Source organism: Idiomarina sp. UBA3162, assembly GCF_002364475.1.
Classification (GTDB): Bacteria; Pseudomonadota; Gammaproteobacteria; order Enterobacterales; family Alteromonadaceae; genus Idiomarina.
Genome location: NZ_DEYI01000071.1, coordinates 67,963 through 87,313 on the forward strand (window position 1 = coordinate 67,963; position 19,351 = coordinate 87,313).

13 protein-coding genes and 1 tRNA gene are annotated in these 19,351 nt (G+C 46.5%); 10 read left to right on the forward strand and 4 right to left on the reverse strand.

From position 1 onward, the window contains the following. Window positions 1-17: 17 nt before the first annotated feature. The gene (locus tag B2X00_RS09355; RefSeq protein ID WP_290487290.1) at window positions 18-1,949 is read right to left on the reverse strand and encodes an alpha/beta hydrolase family protein; all 1,932 of its coding nucleotides are present in this window, start codon (window positions 1,947-1,949) and stop codon (window positions 18-20) included. 182 nt (window positions 1,950-2,131) lie between these two features. Here B2X00_RS09355 and B2X00_RS09360 point away from each other — a divergent pair, with 182 nt between their 5' ends. From B2X00_RS09360 to B2X00_RS09395, 8 genes are all read left to right on the forward strand, one after another. After that, window positions 2,132-3,052 carry an AraC family transcriptional regulator gene (locus B2X00_RS09360; RefSeq protein WP_290487291.1) on the forward strand — a complete coding sequence of 307 codons (921 nt, stop codon included), beginning with the start codon at window positions 2,132-2,134 and terminating at the stop codon, window positions 3,050-3,052. Between the two features lie 135 nt (window positions 3,053-3,187). Then, window positions 3,188-3,727 carry a carboxymuconolactone decarboxylase family protein gene (locus B2X00_RS09365; protein ID WP_290487292.1) on the forward strand — a complete coding sequence of 180 codons (540 nt, stop codon included), beginning with the start codon at window positions 3,188-3,190 and terminating at the stop codon, window positions 3,725-3,727. Between the two features lie 71 nt (window positions 3,728-3,798). Further along, window positions 3,799-4,197, forward strand: a complete 399-nt coding sequence (locus tag B2X00_RS09370; protein WP_290487293.1) for a hypothetical protein — start codon at window positions 3,799-3,801, stop codon at window positions 4,195-4,197. 135 nt (window positions 4,198-4,332) lie between these two features. Continuing rightward, complete coding sequence (locus tag B2X00_RS09375; protein WP_287830524.1) at window positions 4,333-5,925, forward strand: ABC-F family ATPase; 1,593 nt, start codon at window positions 4,333-4,335, stop codon at window positions 5,923-5,925. A 138-nt stretch (window positions 5,926-6,063) separates the two neighbouring features. Further along, entirely contained in the window at window positions 6,064-9,270 is a 3,207-nt protein-coding gene (locus B2X00_RS09380) for a S41 family peptidase (protein WP_290487294.1), read from the forward strand. A gap of 180 nt (window positions 9,271-9,450) precedes the next feature. Continuing rightward, window positions 9,451-9,717: a helix-turn-helix domain-containing protein gene (locus B2X00_RS09385; RefSeq protein ID WP_290487295.1), complete on the forward strand. Its 267-nt coding sequence runs from the start codon at window positions 9,451-9,453 to the stop codon at window positions 9,715-9,717. Then, complete coding sequence (locus B2X00_RS09390; protein WP_290487296.1) at window positions 9,717-11,030, forward strand: type II toxin-antitoxin system HipA family toxin; 1,314 nt, start codon at window positions 9,717-9,719, stop codon at window positions 11,028-11,030. Before B2X00_RS09385 ends, B2X00_RS09390 begins: the two co-directional genes overlap by 1 nt. Before the next feature lie 521 nt (window positions 11,031-11,551). Continuing rightward, window positions 11,552-12,112 (forward strand): hypothetical protein, encoded by a 561-nt coding sequence (locus B2X00_RS09395; protein WP_290487297.1) that lies wholly within the window; start codon window positions 11,552-11,554, stop codon window positions 12,110-12,112. 296 nt (window positions 12,113-12,408) lie between these two features. Here the strand turns inward: B2X00_RS09395 and B2X00_RS09400 are convergent, their stop codons facing one another. Further along, window positions 12,409-13,104, reverse strand: coding sequence for a hypothetical protein (locus B2X00_RS09400; protein ID WP_290487298.1), 696 nt, complete (start codon window positions 13,102-13,104; stop codon window positions 12,409-12,411). 453 nt (window positions 13,105-13,557) lie between these two features. Then, window positions 13,558-13,634 (reverse strand) — tRNA-Arg (locus tag B2X00_RS09405). Window positions 13,635-13,850: 216 nt separating this feature from the next. Here B2X00_RS09405 and B2X00_RS09410 point away from each other — a divergent pair. Further along, complete coding sequence (locus B2X00_RS09410) at window positions 13,851-15,386, forward strand: leucyl aminopeptidase family protein (RefSeq protein WP_290487299.1); 1,536 nt, start codon at window positions 13,851-13,853, stop codon at window positions 15,384-15,386. Between the two features lie 57 nt (window positions 15,387-15,443). Here the strand turns inward: B2X00_RS09410 and B2X00_RS09415 are convergent, their stop codons facing one another. Further along, window positions 15,444-17,033, reverse strand: coding sequence for a serine hydrolase (locus B2X00_RS09415; RefSeq protein ID WP_290487300.1), 1,590 nt, complete (start codon window positions 17,031-17,033; stop codon window positions 15,444-15,446). A 214-nt stretch (window positions 17,034-17,247) separates the two neighbouring features. On the opposite strand from B2X00_RS09415, the gene B2X00_RS09420 reads away from it, so the two are divergent. After that, on the forward strand, window positions 17,248-19,350 hold the full coding sequence (locus B2X00_RS09420) for a TonB-dependent receptor (protein ID WP_290487301.1): 2,103 nt from the start codon (window positions 17,248-17,250) through the stop codon (window positions 19,348-19,350). Window position 19,351: the final 1 nt, after the last annotated feature.

The following is a 19,351-nucleotide window of genomic DNA, read 5'->3' on the forward strand; positions in this document are numbered from 1 at the left end:
TAAATGCCCTTTGCTCGTTATAAATGCTTGTCTAGGAACGTCTCAATTTCTGAGAACGCTTTAATACGATTAGGTTCGCGGTCTAAAAAGTGCGAGCCGAAATCGAGCTCAACATACTTAACCTCTTTACCGGCATTGTCTAACGCCGAGTACAGCGTCTCAGATTGGGCAATCCGAACGCGTGTATCAAGCGCTCCATGAATCAGCAAAATAGGTCGTTTTACTTTCTCAACATGGTTAATGATAGAGTTTTCACGCATGCGCGTCGCATCCGCTTCGTCTTTGTAATCGCCAATAGTTTCAGAGCGCACGGCACTTAGAAACTCAAATGCACCATCATATTCGACCATTCGATTTAAGTCGCTGATTCCGGCAATACTGACAAAACAATTAAATCGCTCTGGGGTCTTGTGCGCTGCCGTCAATGCGACATATCCACCATAACTCATACCCACAACACACATGTTATCGCCATCAATGCCAGGCTGGTTAACTGCCCAATCAACCGCAGTCATGACGTCGTCCTGCATCTTTAAGCCCCACTGCTCGTAACCTGCAACCTCAAAGCGGCTTCCATAGCCCGATGAGCCTCTGAAGTTTGGTTGCAGAACGGCATATCCTCGACTAGTAAAGAATTGAACCGCATAGTTAAAATATTTGTAATCACGTGCATCAGGACCACCATGAGGGAAAACGATCAATGGCGCTTCCGTAGACGAATCAATTGGCTTCGTTAAATAGCCATGAATAGTCAGCCCGTCATCGGTCTTAAGTGAGAAATTTTCGACTTTCGCGTTTTGCTTTTCGACAAGGTATGGATACTCGCTATACCACGGCGTCGCTTTACCTTGGGCTAAATCAACTAAATAGTAACGTCCTGGCTTATCATCCGTTACGCCGTATACCAGTAGCTTGGTTTTATCATCACTGCGAGAAACAATGTAGGTTTCAAGTTGGCTAAAGGTATTACTAATAAGCTGACTTTGTTTATCGTCTTGCCCGCCAAAGTAGTGCTTCTGCAGGAAGTCATCAAAATAAGTCACGCCAATAATTTTGTCGTCTCGCTCAATTACAGACGCCACATCGTACTCTGGGTGGGTATACAATAGCTCTTTATATTCATTGGTCTCGATATCGAATGAGTACAGCGACAGTCTGCCCGTTTTATAGTCAGACAGCACGTAGGCGAGCTGGTTTTCTGCATCAAACCCTACCGGATTAAACACAGCGTCTTTAATAACCTCAAATGATTTCAGTTTTTTCCACTCTTGGTCCTCATCGGGGCGGTACCAAAAGGTACGCAATAGTGGATTATTTTCGTCATACGCGAGACCGAGTTTAACTTTTCCCTCAGAGTCGGTGTACCACGAAGATACCTGGTATCTATTAATAAATAGCTTTTCGAAGGCATTCTCGTAAATATTAACCTTGTAGGCCACTGGGTAGTTTTCGCGATCGTTATAACCCTGCAAAATAATGTGTTTGGGGTCTTCTTCTAAGTAGCTAAGCACATTCGCGTTATCTCTAAACCGAGATAAAGAGTCATCTTTAGAGGCGCGTTGCTTAATCTCAACCAGATCACTGCCATCGTAGTTTACAGCGTATAAGCGACCTATTTTGAAGCGTCTACCCGCAATCAACTCAACATAACTCGCAGATACCAACAACCTTTCATTATTTGCCCACTCTATCCAGTCAATTCGAGCCTCTCCCTCTTTAAGTTCAACGACGGTAACCAAGTCACTTTTACCGAATTGGCTTACGGCTACATTGTAGCCGTCGCCATTAGCGACCAGCACAGCAACATGTTTACCATCAGGTGAAATAGAAGGTTGCGCGACCATCGGTAAATGAGCGTAATGTTCAACGGGAGGGGTTTCGGCGATTGCGGTGCTCGGTACTAAACCCAACACAGTGCCTATAAGAACTAAAGGTAATAATATTTTCATAATGCGTCGATTTTTTATTGTTTAGGCAACAATATAAAATAAATGTTATTTTTACAATCGCTCTGTAACTTTTTTATACGATCTATATACTAGTCGTGATTACTCGAACAACAGCGCTTTACCCAGCGCGCGTTGAGTGATTTACTAGAGCCTGTCATCTTCATCGCATCCGTTATTTAACCATGTCCAAACTCGCATCTCCGCTCGCAAACATTCATGCGCGCGTCGACTTACTGCTTAATCAAGTCGCTCAAGGCACGGAGTTTCATTTTCAATCAGGACTCTGTGGTGATTGGACATTAATGGCCAATAAACCCACTAAAGCGGCATTGCACCTAGTCACTGAAGGTCATTGCTGGTTTGGCTTGTCGCCCCAGCAGCCCAGCGTATTAGAGCTTAACGCCGGTGACATTATTTTTGTGAATCAAGGAGTGTCTCACTTTCTTAGCTATAGCCCAGTTCCGAATGATATCGCTGAACACGAGCTCGCTTCCTTTTGTGAACCCGAACACCAGCAAGACGGTGTCGTGTGCTATGACATTGACAGCCCCTCTCAGACAACCGATACCGTGTTTCGTTTGCTACCACCATGGCTGGTGCTAAGCCACGAACGTCAGGCACATGAAATGAAGGCGATCATTGACATGATTCGCGCCGAGGCCAAGCGCAATGAACCCGGCGGTTCGGCGATTGTACAGCGCTTGAGTGATGTGCTGGCTATTCACTTATTGCGAGCCGTGATTGACGGACACCAAGAGCTTACAGGTCCATTAGCGGCCCTTCAGGATAAATATCTGCGCGATTTAGTGTTCACCATTATCGAACACCCCGCAGCGAACTGGTCCGTAGAATCTATGGCAAAGCAGGTGTTTTTGTCGCCGAGTGCGTTTGCGGAGCGTTGTCATAAACAAACGGGATTGTCGCCAAAGAAGCTCGTTGATCAGCTTCGTATGCAACGGGCCCGTATGTTGCTCAACAATACCGCGTTGCCATTAACTGCCATAGCACAACAAGTCGGCTATCAATCAGTCGCTGCATTCAGCCGATTTTTTAAACGCTACGCAGGTATCGCTGCAAGTGATTACAGGGAAACCGGCAGATGATGCGACCGGTTGTTGTTCAAAACAACTGTTTTCACAACCAAAACGACTGACCCACCTGAACATTCTTTCCTAAGCTCTGGTTTAGCGCCTAAGATGCATAGACACGCTTAATCACAACACAGTTGGAGAGAGAATATGGCAGAGTTTAAATTACACGATGCATCGTCAGCTCCTGAAGAGAGTAAACCACTCATTAAAAATTCAGAGAAAGCATTTGGCATGCTACCTAACTTACATGCGGTCATGGCAGAAGCGCCTGGATTACTAAAAGCCTACCAAGACAGCCATGAATTGTTCATGAACAGTAGCTTTGACAAAAATGAGCTCACGGTCGTTTGGCAAACAATTAATGTTTACCATGAGTGCCACTATTGCGTACCCGCACATACCGCTATCGCCAAACAAATGGGTGCTGACGACGCAATCACCGACAATATTCGTGCAGGAAAAGCGCTCGACGATAGCAAATTACGAGCTCTGCGCGACTTCACACTTGTGATGCTCGAGAAACGTGGACAAGCGACAGAAGATGACCTTGCCACGTTCTTTAACGCAGGTTACAGCCAACGTCATGCACTCGATGTGGTGCTTGGCCTCGCTCAGAAAACCATGAGTAACTACACCAATGCTATTGCTGGCACGCCTATCGACGGGCCTTTTAAAAAGTTTGAGTAACTCGCACCTAAAGTTGCTTATCGAACACCACCCTCTCGTGCCCGTTGGGCACGAGTTTTGGAGAAGCAAAAATGACGCAATCACTCGAGCAAAAACTACAATGGGCACTACTCACCCTGCGTGCCGGTATTTTTATCGTGATGTTTATTTGGGCAGTTGATAAGCTGGTAAACCCAAGTCACTCGGTCGCCGTGTTCGAAGGCTTTTACGGCATTAGCGGATTATCGACAACCCTTGCCAACGTCATGGGTGTCTTACAAATTGTGTTAACACTGGCGTTTTTGGCAGGACTTTGGAAAACACTCACATATGGTGTGATTCTGGTAATGCATGGCATGTCGACATTTTCTTCGTTTGCACAATACCTCGACGCCTTTAATAACTTGTTGTTCTTTGCCGCATGGCCAATGTTAGCGGCGTGTATCGCGCTATTTATGTTGCGCGAATACGATACGAAGCTGTCGTTTTGATACTATTAAAGGTCGCACAAAACGCGCGACCTTTTTATTCTGTATTATTTGTACGCCTTGTAACGCAATCTTCCTTTGTCATTTGCGGCCAAAACGCGTAGATTACGCGCCTATTTTTTATTCAGGTGCGTAAACGTGATTTCTGCTTCAAACATCACCATGCAATTTGGTGCAAAACCTTTATTCGAAAACATTTCAGTGAAATTTGGCGAAGGTAACCGCTACGGTCTGATCGGCGCCAACGGCTGTGGTAAATCTACGTTTATGCGCATCCTCAGCGGCGACCAAGAGCCCTCGTCTGGCAATGTATCTACTGACCCAAATATGCGCGTCGGTAAATTGAGGCAGGATCAGTTCGCTTATGAGCAATTCAGTGTCGTTGATACCGTTATCATGGGTCACGAGGAGCTTTGGCAAGTAAAAGCGGAACGCGATCGTATTTATAGCTTACCTGAGATGAGCGAAGAGGATGGCATGCGTGTTGCTGATCTCGAAGTCGCGTTTGCCGAAATGGACGGTTACACAGCAGAGTCACGCGCAGGCGAACTGTTACTCGGTGTCGGTATTCCGCTTGAGGCGCATTTTGGCTTGATGAGCGAACTTGCACCGGGTCTTAAGTTGCGGGTTTTGCTCGCACAGGTGTTGTTTTCAGAACCTGATATTATGTTACTGGACGAACCGACCAACAACTTGGACATCAACACGATTCGTTGGCTAGAAACGGTACTCAATGAACGCCAAGCGACGATGATCATTATTTCGCACGATCGGCACTTCCTTAACAGCGTGTGTACCCACATGGCCGACATCGATTACGGCGAGTTACGCGTGTATCCAGGTAACTACGATCAGTACATGTTCGCAGCGACACAAGCACGCGAGCAACTACTGAATGAGAATGCGCGTAAAAAGGATAAAATCGCCGAACTGCAACAGTTTGTCAGCCGATTCTCTGCTAACGCATCAAAAGCCAAACAAGCGACCTCGCGAGCCAAACAGATCGAGAAGATCCAGTTAGCCGAAGTCAAAGCATCGAGCCGAGTGAGTCCATACATTCGTTTCGAACAAGAGAAGAAACTGTATCGCTTAGCCCTCGAGATCGAGGGACTTAATAAATCCTTTGGTGACTTACACGTATTAAAAGATTTGAACGCCATGGTCGAAGTCGGCGAAAAGGTCGCGATACTCGGCGCTAACGGTATCGGCAAAACCACGCTGCTGAAGTGTTTGGTCGATCAATACGCCGCTGACGATGGCATCATTAAGTGGTCTGAGAACGTTAATATAGGTTATTATGCACAAGACCATGCCGACTGGTTCAAACAGGACATGACTGTATTTGATTGGATGAGCCAGTGGAAGCAACCACACCATGATGAGCAAGCCATTCGCGGCGTGTTGGGTCGCATGTTGTTCTCTCAGGACGATATCAAAAAGCCAGTGTCGATTTTATCGGGTGGAGAAAAAGGTCGCATGATCTTTGGCAAGCTCATTATGCAGCGTCCCAACGTATTAGTGATGGATGAGCCGACCAACCACTTGGATATGGAATCAATTGAAGCACTCAACCTAGCACTCGAAAACTACGATGGCACAGTACTTTTCGTCAGTCATGACCGCGAGTTTGTATCGTCACTGGCATCTCGTATTATTGAATTAACCGACAAAGGCATGCGTGACTTCTCGGGAAGTTACGACGACTATTTGAAACAACTTCAATCCGCTTAAGTTAATTAATCAAAAAATGGTACGTCGCGCAAAATGCGCGACCTACCGAGTAATAGGCTGAACCTCCGTACCCGACCTCATATTTTTGCTACCATCAACAAAATTTTAATAATTCTAACTAAAATAGGTAGTTGAACTATGAAACGACTGGTAACTAGCCTGCTTGTTTCTGCGGCCTTTGGCGCCTCTGCGTCAAACGGAGCTCCAGAACGACCGCTAATCATGCAACCCGAAATCAGCCCCGATGGCACCCAAATCGCCTTCAGTTATCAAGGTGATATCTGGACCATGTCAACGTCGGGTACTCATCCCAACCGTTTAACCATCCACGAGGGCTATGAGAGCTCACCAAAGTGGTCAAAAGACGGTAAAACCATCGCGTTTAGTAGCGACCGATTTGGTAATGACGATGTGTTCGTGATGCCTAGCCAAGGCGGTCGTCCCGATCGTTTGACCTACCATAGTGCGCCTGATCGTGTGCTTGGGTTTGGTAATGATAACCAAGTACTATTTAATACGCGTCGCTTATACGCTGAAGTTGAGCGTGAATGGGAAGTTTACGGCGTTGCGCCGAGTGGCGATGCGACCGAAGCCCGCTTTATGGATGCGCTCGGTTTTGACGCGGTGGTATCGCCTGACGGCAAAAAAATTGCTTTTGTTCGAGGCACATGCCGCATTTCACGCGAAGATTATCGCGGTCCGGCAAACCGCAATATCTGGATTTACGATACCGAAACGGGTGAATACGAGCAATTGACCGACTTTGATGGCAACGACTTTATGCCACAATGGTCTAGTAACAACGAGTTGTATTTTATTTCATCGCGCGCGGGTAAATACAACGTATTTAAGCAGAAGCTGGGGTCAAACCGCGCCGAGCAAATTACTGATGAGCGCGAGTTTGGCGTCGAGCACTTCAGCATCGATAAGCAGGCCAATCACCTTGTTTATCAAGCTGCCGATAAAGTGCAATTAATAGCCGGTAGCAAGCGTCAATCACTCGACCTATCGATTCCTACAGACTTTCGTTTTGACCCGGTCACTAACAAATCAACCACCGATGCTTTGGATGAGTACAGTGTCTCACCCAACGGTAAGTTGATTTCTTATGTCGTGCGCGGCGACGTATTTGTTAAGCGCAACGATAAAGAAGATAAGCGCTCAGTCAGACTCACCACGGGTGCCGCACGCGACAGAGATGTTGCTTGGTTAGACGACAACACCGTGTTGTTTGTTTCTGACCGCGATGGTCAAAATGATATTTTTGCAGTGACATCAGCGGATTCTGAAGAGCCAAACCTTTTTAGGTCGTTAAAGCATTCCGTTGAACCGGTAACGCGCACAGATGCCGAAGAACATGAGCCTTTGGTGTCGCCAGATGGTAAAAAAGTGGCTTACCGTGAAGGTCGTGGAAAACTCATTGTCGCAGATGTAGCCGATGATCAGTCACTGACCAACCCCGTGGTGCTATTAGACGGCTGGGCAACACCGAGCGGTGTCAGCTGGTCGCCAGACAGCCAGTGGCTAGCCTACGCTAAATCTGACTTATCATTTAACAGCGAAATCTTTATTCATGCGGCGGATAACTCTCAAGAACCCGTTAACGTCAGCATGCATCCAAAAGGCGATTACAGCCCAGTCTGGTCTCCGAATGGCAGCAAGTTAGGCTTTAGTTCCATGCGGAACAATGGCGATTACGACATTTGGTTTGCATGGCTAAAAGAAAGCGATTGGCAACGTTCGCAAGAGGAGTGGAAACGCGACGAGTTTGTTGAGGAAACCGCGGATGCCAAAGAATCTGAAGACGATTCGGACGCTACGGAAGAAGCCGTTGAACCCATGCAGATTGATTTGGATGGTATCTATAAACGGCTTGTTCAAGTAACACGTTTTGCAGGTAACGAATCTGGTTTAGCGTTCGACAAAGAAGGCGAGCACGTTTATTACACCATCGGTGGTGCCGGTCGCCAGAACTTCGAGATGGACCAAGACCTGTTCAAAATTAAGTGGAATGGCGAAGACAAAGAGCACATCATTAAAGGTGACCAAAGCCCTCGCAGCTTATCGCTGAGTACCGATGGCAAAAGCCTTTTTGCACTTGTCGAGCGCGGCACTTTAGTGAAGGTCGATACCAAAAAGGACGAACCAGAAACCCTATCGACGGTATCTCAACAAACCATCGAGCATATGGCCGAACGGGCGCAGATCTTTGATGAGGCGTGGCAAGCGCTGAACGCAGGCTTCTATGATCCTGAATTTCACGGCAACGACTGGCAAGCGCTGAAAGAAAAATATCGTCCACTGGCGTTGAAAGCATCAACGAAAGAAGACTTTCAGTACATCTTTAACTTGATGCTTGGTCAAGTGAACGCAAGTCACATGGGTCTGTATCGTGGTGAAAACCCGAAAGACACCCAAGAAACCCGCACCGGTTTGCTGGGTGTCGAAGTCGTGCCCACTGCCGATGGCTTAAAAGTGACCTCTGTCTTGGATAAAAGCCCTGCCGCTCGTGATGAGAGCCGCCTGCAAGTCGGCGATGTCATCACACAGGTCAACCAACAGTCGGTTAAAAGTGCAAACTTTTATCAGCTGCTGAACGGCTATGCTAACCAACGCGTATTGCTCGATATTAATCGAGCCGACCAGCCAACCGAAGTGGTACTTTGGCCAACCACAAGTTTAAGTGACGAGAAGTACGACAACTGGGTCGAAACACGTCGCAAGCTGACCGAAGAATATTCCAACGGTCGCCTAGGCTACTTGCATATTCGCGGTATGAACTGGACCAGCTTCGAACGTTTTGAGCGTGAACTAATGGCCGCCGGTTACGGCAAAGACGGTATCGTCATTGACGTACGCTACAACGGTGGTGGCTGGACAACCGACTACCTCATGGCGGTATTAAACGTCGAGCAACACGCTTACACGATCCCGCGCGGTGCGACTGACAATCTGGACAAAGACCAGAAGAAATTCAGAGATAAATACCCCTACTCTGAACGTTTACCTTTGTCAGCATGGACCAAACCATCGATCGCCATGAGCAACGAAAACAGCTACTCAAACGCTGAAATTTTTGCTCATGCGTATAAGTCATTAGATATTGGTAAACTCGTTGGCCGCCCGACCTTTGGCGCGGTTATCAGTACCGGTGCTGAGCGCTTAGTCGATGGCTCCATTATCAGAATGCCGTTTAGAGGCTGGTGGGTGAAAGAATCGGACGCCAACATGGACTTTACCCCAGCACAACCTGATATTGAGGTCTTTAATCCACCGGCATATAAAGCCAAGAACGTGGATCCGCAATTAGAACGTGCCGTTGAAGAGTTGTTGAAGACGCTTTAAGCCGTTTTAAGGGTGGTTTAATGAAAGGCGGGCTCTGTTTAGGGCTCGCTTTTTTTGTGGGGTCTCAAAAACTTCTAAAGAACTGTAATGCCTGCTTTTATACAGATATATGTATAAACTTGCTTTATGCAAATTACGGTATAAAATTATTTTATTCACAATTCTGCATAAAAAACTGACATGAAAATTAATACGCCAAAAGATCTAAGTGCCGTCATCAGGGACAGTCGAAAGCTCAAAGGCTGGACCCAAGCCGATTTGGCCAAACGTATCGGAGTATATCAAAGAGATATTTCTAACTGTGAAACCAAACCTGAAAAAATCTCTGTCGATATGCTCATCAAACTGTGTGCGGTACTCGAATTGGAGTTTAAGATCGTCAACCTGCCCAAGAATGAAGTGTCCACGCCGACTAATTCACTTGCGAAAAAATCATTGAGATTCTAATGGGACGAAAATCGCATACCCGAACGCTTTATTGCTCTATGAACGGGTTTCCGGTAGGTGAGTTGTACTTAAAAAAAGGCCGTATGAGCTTTAAGTACGCCACAGAGTGGTTAGAAGTAGATGGCGGTCGTGCTATATCCCTAAGCCTACCGATGCAAAAAGCGGAGATAACGGACGACTCTGTGCATGCTTATTTTGACAACTTATTGCCGGATGCAAACGCTACCAGAGAGCATATAAGAGACCGTCTAGGTGCAGGTAGCGCCAAACCTTTCGACTTACTCGCCGAAATTGGAAAAGATTGCGTGGGTGCGCTGACATTCACCGAAAAACCTGCCACAGGAGAAATGCCCGCGCTGTCGCTCACGCAGTTGTCTGAGAGTGAAGTCGCACAAGTTATCAGAGAAACTCGTCTTGAAAAAATGTTGGGTATGAACTCAGATGATGACTTCAGAATTTCTCTTGCTGGTGCTCAGGAAAAAACAGCGCTCACCCGATGGAAAGAAAAATGGTGTCGACCACATGGCTCGACGCCAACCACGCATATATTTAAGCCACCCATTCTCCACCATGAGAGCTTGGGAATAGACTTATCTTCGAGTGTAGACAACGAATGGTTCTGTCAGACGTTTATGAAAAACCTCGGTCTGAATGTCGCAAATTGTGAAATTGCGCAGTTTGAAGATCAGAAAGTACTGGTGGTTGAACGCTTTGATCGGAAAATCGACGAAGACACTATTTTTCGCCTTCCCCAAGAGGATATCTGCCAAGCATTAGGAAAAGCCAGTGGGTCAAAGTATGAGGAAAGGGGTGGTCCAGGCTCCCAGCAGGTTATGGAACTGCTGTCTGGCTCAACAAACGCGTACCAAGATAGACTCGAGTTTATACGTGTCCAAATCGTATTTTGGTTACTTGCTGCAATTGATGGACACGGCAAAAACTTTAGCATTGCGCTAAATCAGAATGGTTACCAGCTAACGCCCTTTTATGATGTGTTAAGTGCTTACCCCTACTTCGGGCAAGGAAATATTCAGCCGAAGAAAATAAGGATGGCAATGAAAGTCCATAGTAAAAATACACACTACAAGTGGAACGAAATTATGGCGAGGCACTGGCTTGAGCACGGTAAGAAACTTGGGCTAGAGGAGGCTCAAACACTCGGCATATTGACCTTTTTAGACGAAAAGATAGAGGACGCGCTAACTTCTACCCTCGGGCAGGCAAATGCACATTTTGATATAAGGGTCGGGGAGATAATAACCGAGCAAACACTCGCTTGCCTGCGCAAAATAACGACGATCCTTAGAGGATAAAGGGCGCAATTCAGGATTTTGATGACTGAAAACATATTGTCGCGCAAAATGCGCGACCTACGAATGGCGCACCCTATAGGAGTCGAACCTATGACCTTTGGCCTGCAATTAAATCGTGGTTTACGCAAGACGCGGATCACCCACCTGATACAGAGCAAATTATAAAAGGAATGAACTACACGGATGAAGTCTATTCTAATGCTCCTGATAGAGCAGGTGTTTCTGACTCTTGCGACCCAACTAATGGATTAATTAAAGGTGATGGTGACTCCGGAGGCTCCACCGGAGGGGGAGGTAAGCCTCCTGGCGGAGGTTCAGGAGGAGGCTCTGGCACTATAATGGTATATGGTTGCGAGCTATGGAAATTCCCTGATGGAAATGGAGGGCATTACTATATGAATCGAAACTGTCAATATTATTATATGCCTAGGTGATCTACGACTGGTTAGAGTAGCCGAAGTCGGCTACTCTAATTTTCTTTAATAGAGCTTAATGTTAATAAAATATTTTGGTGAATGACGATGTTTAAAACTTTTACGTGTTTAGCCACAATGTTTTTCACGTTGCTAGTTTCTGTAGGTTGCACTGATATTGGGTGTTCTCGAAATGTAAAAGACGAGTTAACCGTTAAAGAAGTTGAGCAATTTGTTGGCTTTATGAAAACCAACAGCCTTTATAAACTAGGTTTGATTGAAGACGGTGTTTATGTGCTTAATAGATTGGTTTTTAGCACCAATGACAAAGTATATGCAACTATCCCAGAAAACAGCTTTATCAGCGATTACAAGCGCTTTTTATTGGACAATCAAGAGGATGATTGGTCCGAAATAGAGGAGGTGCTTCCTGCTGATCTTAACCTAGAACTTTTCGAAGCTAAAACAAAACAACTTGCTGACCTTGGTGTAACGAGCGTATATAGAACTAATAATGACTCTCTTTATATTTTTCAGTGGGGCTCTTCCGTAATGCGGGGGTTTTGTGGATTGATACTTGGTCCTAAAAGTGAGGCCGAAGAATATGCAAAAAAGTTTACCTATACAGAAGAAGTAACTAAAGACGTTTTCTACTTTGAGTATCGCTAAGCAGTAGAAATTAAAAGGCTAACTACTTTTTGGTCAGCCATTAATGTACTAGCTCAATGTAGGATAATTGATTTCCTTTATGTAAGCTCTCATTTAAAGGACTACAACTTGCTTTCTATTTTTAATTTCTTTCGTTAGGCTTTAGCTTTTCAACAGGGATAGTCGATATGTTAATTCTCACTCGCCGAAATGGTGAAACGTGGTAAGGCCTGAGACTTCTCCTCAATTTAAAGAGGAAAAAAATACGCCTTCGTATTTTTATCAGCTCGCGCTGATACTTAGCAGTCAGTATTTCATTACATCGAGTTTCTTCTAACGCCTTTAGCAAAAATACAATCTTTAATCTGACTCTCACTCTCCAGCGGGTGTAAGATTACGATATCTACTTTTCCCGAAAAATCTGTTTGAGTTTCAAATTCAACCTTATAATAAAAATTTAGCCCGGTACTATTTTTACTGAGATTTACGTATGGCATCTCATTAATTTTCCACACTCCAGTCAATTGCTCGCTATTTGTATATACAATAGAGAACTTGGAGTCGCTGTAGAGAGTAAGAGACTTCATTGACGCGCAGCTTTCAGCTATATACTTACCAGCAATCTTGTCCGTGAGATTACGCCTATATCCTTTATCGAAAAGATAAAGTCCAATGTTTCCGTCTCGATACCAATGATTGCCAGTTTCTATATATGCTACTTCAATATCGTCGTACCCTAAATCATTCAAAATAGGCATAAACTGATCAAAAGAGCCTTTAATAATCGCTTTCGAACCACTAACAACTGTTGATGTGTTAAAAGTATTTGGTGGCCGAACAGATATAACTTTTACCTTATACCCCTCCCTCTCCAGAGAAGTTCTTACTTTTTCAGTATTATGCTCTTTTAAATTATAATCATTTAAGTAGATAGTTGATGTCGAACAGCTACTAATAAAGGCTACAGCTAAAGAGTTAAAAAATAAACTAATAAATATTTTACTTGAAATCATTAAATAAAACCCTCAACCAATGAGACATTATTTTTTAACTTAGGAAAATAATTCCTAAATTCTATAGATCATATGTTTATTAAACTTGCACTATCATAAGTTTTTCGCTCTTCGAGATAAATGATAGGTAAAAAGCATTGTACTTGATTCGATTGAGGCAAAGGTCAAACTCAATGCTTTTTAGTACGGTTGTAAAATCTCAGGCCACAACCTGGACACAGAATGGACACAGCCCTGAGCCAACGCAAAATCAGCCACAGCAGCTAGCGTTCAAACCGAAAAGACATCAAAAAGGAGAATTAAGAGTAGATACGAAGAAGAGAAAATCGCTGCAGACCAGGGAAATGGCCCGCCCGATAGGATTCGAACCTATGACCTCAGCAATTAAAAGAAAGCAATCACGTCAAAGGAGCGATGGGAACATATTGTCGCGCAAAATGCGCGACCTACGAATGGCGCACCCTATAGGAGTCGAACCTATGACCTTTGCCTCCGGAGGGCAACGCTCTATCCAGCTGAGCTAAGGGTGCGCATGCGATAGAAAAGCGAGGGCATTATATGGATTTGGCCGCGCGCTGTCCAGCGTTGACCTTCGGTTCAAACTCCCACGCTTTTATTAATAGTTATTTTAGAACCTCTTAAACACGTCGCTTTTTTTAGATGGTTGGTCTTATACATGTTGTTGGCAGGGCCGGTCGAGATATAGTGCAGGTAGAACAATCTGTCTTTTAATAAAAGGAACTACTATGTCTCTACAACGAGCGATATCAACGCTTGCTATCTCCGCGGCGTTGGCTTTGCCGGCGGCGGCAAGCGATTATTTATCCACCAACGTGCGTTTTACAAGTGATAACGCGTCGGCTTCAACGCGGGTTGTCTTTGTGCCTGAAAATCAATCGATTGCTATTGAGGGCTGGACTGCTGAGCAGAATCAAGCGGTCGCGCGCGCAGCCGGCATTGAGGCGTTTACCGGTGCGGCGTCGCAGCACGTCACTTTGATTGCGCCAGAGGGTACGCAGGCGGATCACCTGATGCTGGCGGGCGTGGGAAATCCTGCTGAATTATCACGGTTTAATGCTGAAAAGTTAGGCGCGGCGATTGCGGCTGCATTAAAGCCTGAGCTAACGGATGTTGTTTTTGATACTCGGTTAATTTCTAACCCGGGTGTCGCAGCCGAAATCAGCGCACAGGTGGCGCATGGTATCGACCTGCGCAATTATCGCTTTGACCGTTACCAGTCAGAGCCCAAAGCGCGTCCTGAGACCACTTATCACTGGGTGACACAGTCACCGCAGGTGGCTGAACGACACTATGATGATTACCGTGCTATCGCCGAGGGCGTGTTTGTGGCGCGTGATATTACCGCATTACCAGGCAGCGATGGCTACCCTGAGGCGATCGTTGAGCTGGCTAAGCAAGCCATGAGCGATTTAGATATTGAGCTCACCATTATCACGCCTGAGCAAGTCAAAGAAATGGGAATGGGCTTGCTTGAGAGTGTGAGTGCGGGCAGCCAACACGGTTCTTACCTGTTAGCGGCGCATTACAAAGGCAGTGATGAGGCGCCGATTGCACTGGTGGGCAAAGGTAACACCTTTGATACCGGCGGCTACAACCTTAAAACCAGCTCATCGTCGATTCTTCGCATGCAAACCGACAAAGCCGGTGCAGGTGCTGTCATTGGTGCGGTCATGGCACTTGCCAAGCAACAGGCGCCTGTTAACGTGGTCGCGATTGCCCCGCTTTCACACAACCTAATTTCGGGTTCAGCAACATTACCGGGAGACGTGGTTAAAGCCGGTGACGGTACGCTGGTTGAAATCGCCAATACCGATGCGGAAGGTCGCTTAATTTTAGGTGATGCGAACTGGTATGCGAACGATGCGTTCAAACCACGCGCTATCGCCAATATTGCAACGTTAACAGGCTCTAAAGTCGGTGCGTTGGGCACGGGCTATGCGGCGATGTTTGCCTCAGCGGATGATCTTCGTGCCGCTATTATTGAGGCCGGCAAGGTCACGGATGAAAAGGTATGGGAACTCCCGTTAGAGGGTTACCCCGGCATTATCGACAGCCCGTTAGCCGATATCCGTAATATTGGTTCGCCAGGCACCCAAGCGGGTGCAGCGTTCTTAAAACACTTTGCGGGCGATACGCCGTGGATCCACATTGATATGGCCGCTGATGCAATGGTCAGCAGCCCAACCGGTATTCACCCGGCAGGTCCTACAGGCTTTGGTGTTCGCTTACTAACCGAGTGGGTACACCAACTGAATAAATAGCGCCCATAAAAAAGCACGGCCTCAGTGCCGTGCTTTTTTCATCTACTGCCTGTCACACTACTGACGCACCAGCGTCAGGTTATGAAAATCAAAACTGAAGTCGGTAAATGGCGCAACCGCTTTCATGGTTGCCTGTTTTATTGAGTCGTCCTCGTTCAATTCAAAACGCACATAGGCATCGGCTTCCAGCAAGGGTTCATCCCAATGTACGATAAACGTATCACCGTTGTAATGTTCTAAGGTGCCTTTGAGCATCGGGGTATGAGTGAAGTCCAAGCGTAACTCATCGCCCTGCATACGAATATCGATATCACCATACCACGCATCGGTATAAGTACCGGCGTATGCTTGCTTAGCTAACGTGGCGTCTTCTTCAGTGTCGGGTTTGGGTATTTTAAAGTCCGTTTTGCGTTGCATAAACTGGCGATAGTTCTCTGACTGCTCAGCAACCCAATCTTGGTCAGGTAGATTAAGTACTTGTTCAAGCGCTTCTTGCGTAATTGCTGTCAGACCGCCAAAAGCTTGTTGGTTACTCACCACGGTAATCCCAAAATTTTCTTCTGGGATGAGTGTGGTTAATGACAACATGCCCAAGATACCGCCACTATGATAAACCTGTTTAACACCGTGGTAGTCTTTTACGAACCAACCTAAGCCATAGCCTTGGAAGAACGTACCCTGCTCAGCGGCTTTATCCGAAACGCCAATGGGGGTGGTTAATTGCCACATTTGATGCTGTGACTCGGGCGAAAAGACTTGCTCGCCCGATGGGCTTTTACCATGCTGTAACTGTGTAATTAACCAGTTGCCCATGTCATCAACACTCGCGGCCGTTGCCCCCGCGCCACCAAAGTCCTCAAGAAAATCGAGTGGAAAACGGTGTAATTCGCCGTCCTTCTCGATGGTACCGACCGCGACATTGTCGTTGGCTGCCGGAATGTTAGAGAAGCCAACAACGCTCTCGTCCATATTAAGCGGTTCGAAGAACGTCTGCTCAATGTAGTCAGAGTAAGGTATACCGGTTACCTGATGAATGAGTTCGCCTGCTGTTAAAAACATCAAGTTATTATAGGCAAATTGCGTTCTAAACCCGTGGTCCATCGGCACGTTAGCGAGGCCAGCAATAATCTCATCGACCGATTTATCGGTATTCGGCCAGATCATTAAATCGCCGGCGCCTAAACCCAAGCCAGAACGGTGGCTTAGTAAATCACGAATGGTCAGGCGATGGGTCAGCTCCGGATCGGATAACTTAAATTCCGGCAGATAATCAGTGACTTTGTCATCCCAATGCAGTTTACCTTGGTCGACAAGGTGAGCAATCGCGGCAGCCGTAAACGCCTTGGTATGCGAGGCGATACCAAACAAGGTATTTTTGGTGACCGGTTCTTGGCTTTCGATATCACGGACGCCGAAGCCTTCGGCTAAAATCACTTTGCCATCTTTTACAGCGACAACGGCAAGTCCGGGAATGTTAAACGCCTTAAGCGTTTGCTGCGCTGTAGTGCGGATCTTTTCATCCAGTGCAACAGTCTGCTGTTGGCTTTGGCTTGTCGCTTCCTTTTTTGTCGTTGTTTGTGGTTCTGAGCAACCTGCAAGCAGCGCCACACTAATGACGGCACTTAACAAACTGATGCGTGTTTTCATATCTCGTTTCTCTCTCGGCTCAACGGAAATGTAAAGAACCCTATTAATTACCATAATGCCGAGAAAACTTCTATTTCAGCCCTGTATGTCTGCCGTACAACAAATTGAACGATAGCCGATACGTTTTTCTTAAAAGAAAATTAAAATAAGTAGTTGACTATGTAATGAGAACAATTATCATCTGCGCCACTTATAGAAAATGATAAGGATTCTCATGTCCAAGAAGCTGCTATCTCTTTTAATTGCATCCATTGTATCCGGTCAGGCATTGGCCCAAGACGAAGTTAACCGTACAGGTGTCGATGAGACCATCGAAATTACCGCAACACGGACTAAAATCCCTCAAAGCGCGATTCCAGCTACGGTGACCGTCATTGATGGAGAGCAATTGCGCCAGCAAATGATGGTTGCAGAGTCGCTTTCTGATGTCCTCGGCAAGTTGATTCCTGCATTTTCTCCCTCGCGTCAAAAGTTAACCTCATCGGGCGAGACATTACGCGGCCGCCAGCCACTTTACTTAATTGATGGCGTGCCTCAGTCCAACCCATTACGGGATGGTTCACGCGCGGCGTATACCATTGACCCGTTCATGATTGAACGTGTAGAAGTCATCCATGGCGCCAGCGCTATTCAAGGTTTAGGCGCAAGCGGCGGTATTATTAATATCGTGACTAAGCAGGCACAAGAAGGCACCACGCAAGAAGTAAACGCCGGTTTTACAGCACCCGATAGCGAAATCTCAGAAGGGCTCAGCTACGAAGCGGGCTATTTAGTACGTCACGCCGAGGGCGATTGGAAGTTTGTTGCTGGTGCACAATACCGCGATACAGGTATGTACGTGGATGGTAAGGGGCAGTTAATTGGTGTCGATACCACACAAGGCGACACCATGGACTCGAAGAGCTACGACGTGTTTTTCAAAGGTGAATACCGCATTGATAGCACTCAGTCACTGGCGTTAATGGTCAATCACTTTGATATGGCGGGTAATGGTGATTACTTTGCTACTGTAGGTAACCGCGAACTGGGCGTTCCTGCCCTATCGGTCGAAGGTGAATACCCAGGCGATGCACCAGAAAACGAAGTCACCACCAGTAGTTTAACCTATAAAAACACCGATATTTTAGGTGCTGACCTCAACTGGCAGCTGTTCTTGCAAGACTTCTCCGCGCTTTATGGTGGCGGCAACTATGCTACCTTCCAAGATCCGCAGTACGGCGATGATATCTTTGACCAGTCTCGCAATGACTCGCGTAAGTATGGTTCTCGCATTACCATGAACTGGGCAAAAGTTGCTGACCTGCCTGTTGATGTAACAGCAGGTGTCGACTTCATGAACGATAAGACGTTCCAAGAGCTCGCACAAACCGGTCGTAAGTGGGTACCGGAGACTGAATTTGAAAACTGGGCGCCATACGCACAGTTGAGCTATCAAGCCAACGGACTCACACTGAGTGGTGGTTTACGTTACGAATACGGCAAGCTCAAAGCGGATAGCTTCACCACCCTCGCTTCTTACGGCAGTGTGTTTGTCGAAGGCGGCGAACCGAGCTTCAATGAATTGCTCACCAACTTAGGCGCAGTTTATGCGTTGAACGATAACTGGCGTGTATTCGCGAGTTACTCTGAAGGCTTTAGCATGCCAGACGTAGGGCGTGTTTTGCGCGGTATCTCAACACCGGGTTTAAGTGTGAGCAGCTTCTTAGACTTACAGCCAGTACTTGCTGATAACGAGGAAATCGGCGTCGAGTTCAACAACAACGCATGGCGTGCTTCAATCAGCTACTATCGTTCTGAATCGGATTTAGGCGCTCGTTTGCAAGCGGATGCTGATGGCATTTACTCGGTTAAACGTGAACGCACTGAAATCGACGGTATAGAGGCCAGCGCAGAATATGCGTTCTCGAACGATACGGCATTTGGTTTGAACTACGCTGATACTGACGGGGAGTTTGACAGTGATGGCGATAACCAAGTCGATACGCAGCTTGGTGGTCGTAATATCGCCCCGAAACGCGCGAACCTGTACTGGTCACAACAATGGACTGGACAAGTTTCGAGCCGGGTACAGTGGAACAAGTTCTTTGACCGCGACATCTACTCAGGTGCCGAAGCCGTTAATAACTTTGATGGCTATAACACCGTCGATGCATCGGTCTTGCTTGAAACTCGCGACTATGGTCAATTTGCGCTCGGTATCGAGAACTTATTCGATGAGTACTACTTCACCTACTATGCACAAACGGTCGGTGGTGATAACCGTAACTTTACCGGTCGCGGACGTACTATCAGCTTAAACTGGAACTACGCTTGGTAAG

Bases quoted from the DNA above. Each gene is read 5' to 3' on its own strand.
- B2X00_RS09355 (WP_290487290.1), bottom strand. From the start codon at position 1,949: ATGAAAATATTATTACCTTTAGTTCTTATAGGCACTGTGTTGGGTTTA.
- B2X00_RS09360 (WP_290487291.1), top strand. From the start codon at position 2,132: ATGTCCAAACTCGCATCTCCGCTCGCAAACATTCATGCGCGCGTCGAC.
- B2X00_RS09365 (WP_290487292.1), top strand. From the start codon at position 3,188: ATGGCAGAGTTTAAATTACACGATGCATCGTCAGCTCCTGAAGAGAGT.
- B2X00_RS09370 (WP_290487293.1), top strand. From the start codon at position 3,799: ATGACGCAATCACTCGAGCAAAAACTACAATGGGCACTACTCACCCTG.
- B2X00_RS09380 (WP_290487294.1), top strand. From the start codon at position 6,064: ATGAAACGACTGGTAACTAGCCTGCTTGTTTCTGCGGCCTTTGGCGCC.
- B2X00_RS09385 (WP_290487295.1), top strand. From the start codon at position 9,451: ATGAAAATTAATACGCCAAAAGATCTAAGTGCCGTCATCAGGGACAGT.
- B2X00_RS09390 (WP_290487296.1), top strand. From the start codon at position 9,717: ATGGGACGAAAATCGCATACCCGAACGCTTTATTGCTCTATGAACGGG.
- B2X00_RS09395 (WP_290487297.1), top strand. From the start codon at position 11,552: ATGTTTAAAACTTTTACGTGTTTAGCCACAATGTTTTTCACGTTGCTA.
- B2X00_RS09400 (WP_290487298.1), bottom strand. From the start codon at position 13,104: ATGATTTCAAGTAAAATATTTATTAGTTTATTTTTTAACTCTTTAGCT.
- B2X00_RS09410 (WP_290487299.1), top strand. From the start codon at position 13,851: ATGTCTCTACAACGAGCGATATCAACGCTTGCTATCTCCGCGGCGTTG.
- B2X00_RS09415 (WP_290487300.1), bottom strand. From the start codon at position 17,033: ATGAAAACACGCATCAGTTTGTTAAGTGCCGTCATTAGTGTGGCGCTG.
- B2X00_RS09420 (WP_290487301.1), top strand. From the start codon at position 17,248: ATGTCCAAGAAGCTGCTATCTCTTTTAATTGCATCCATTGTATCCGGT.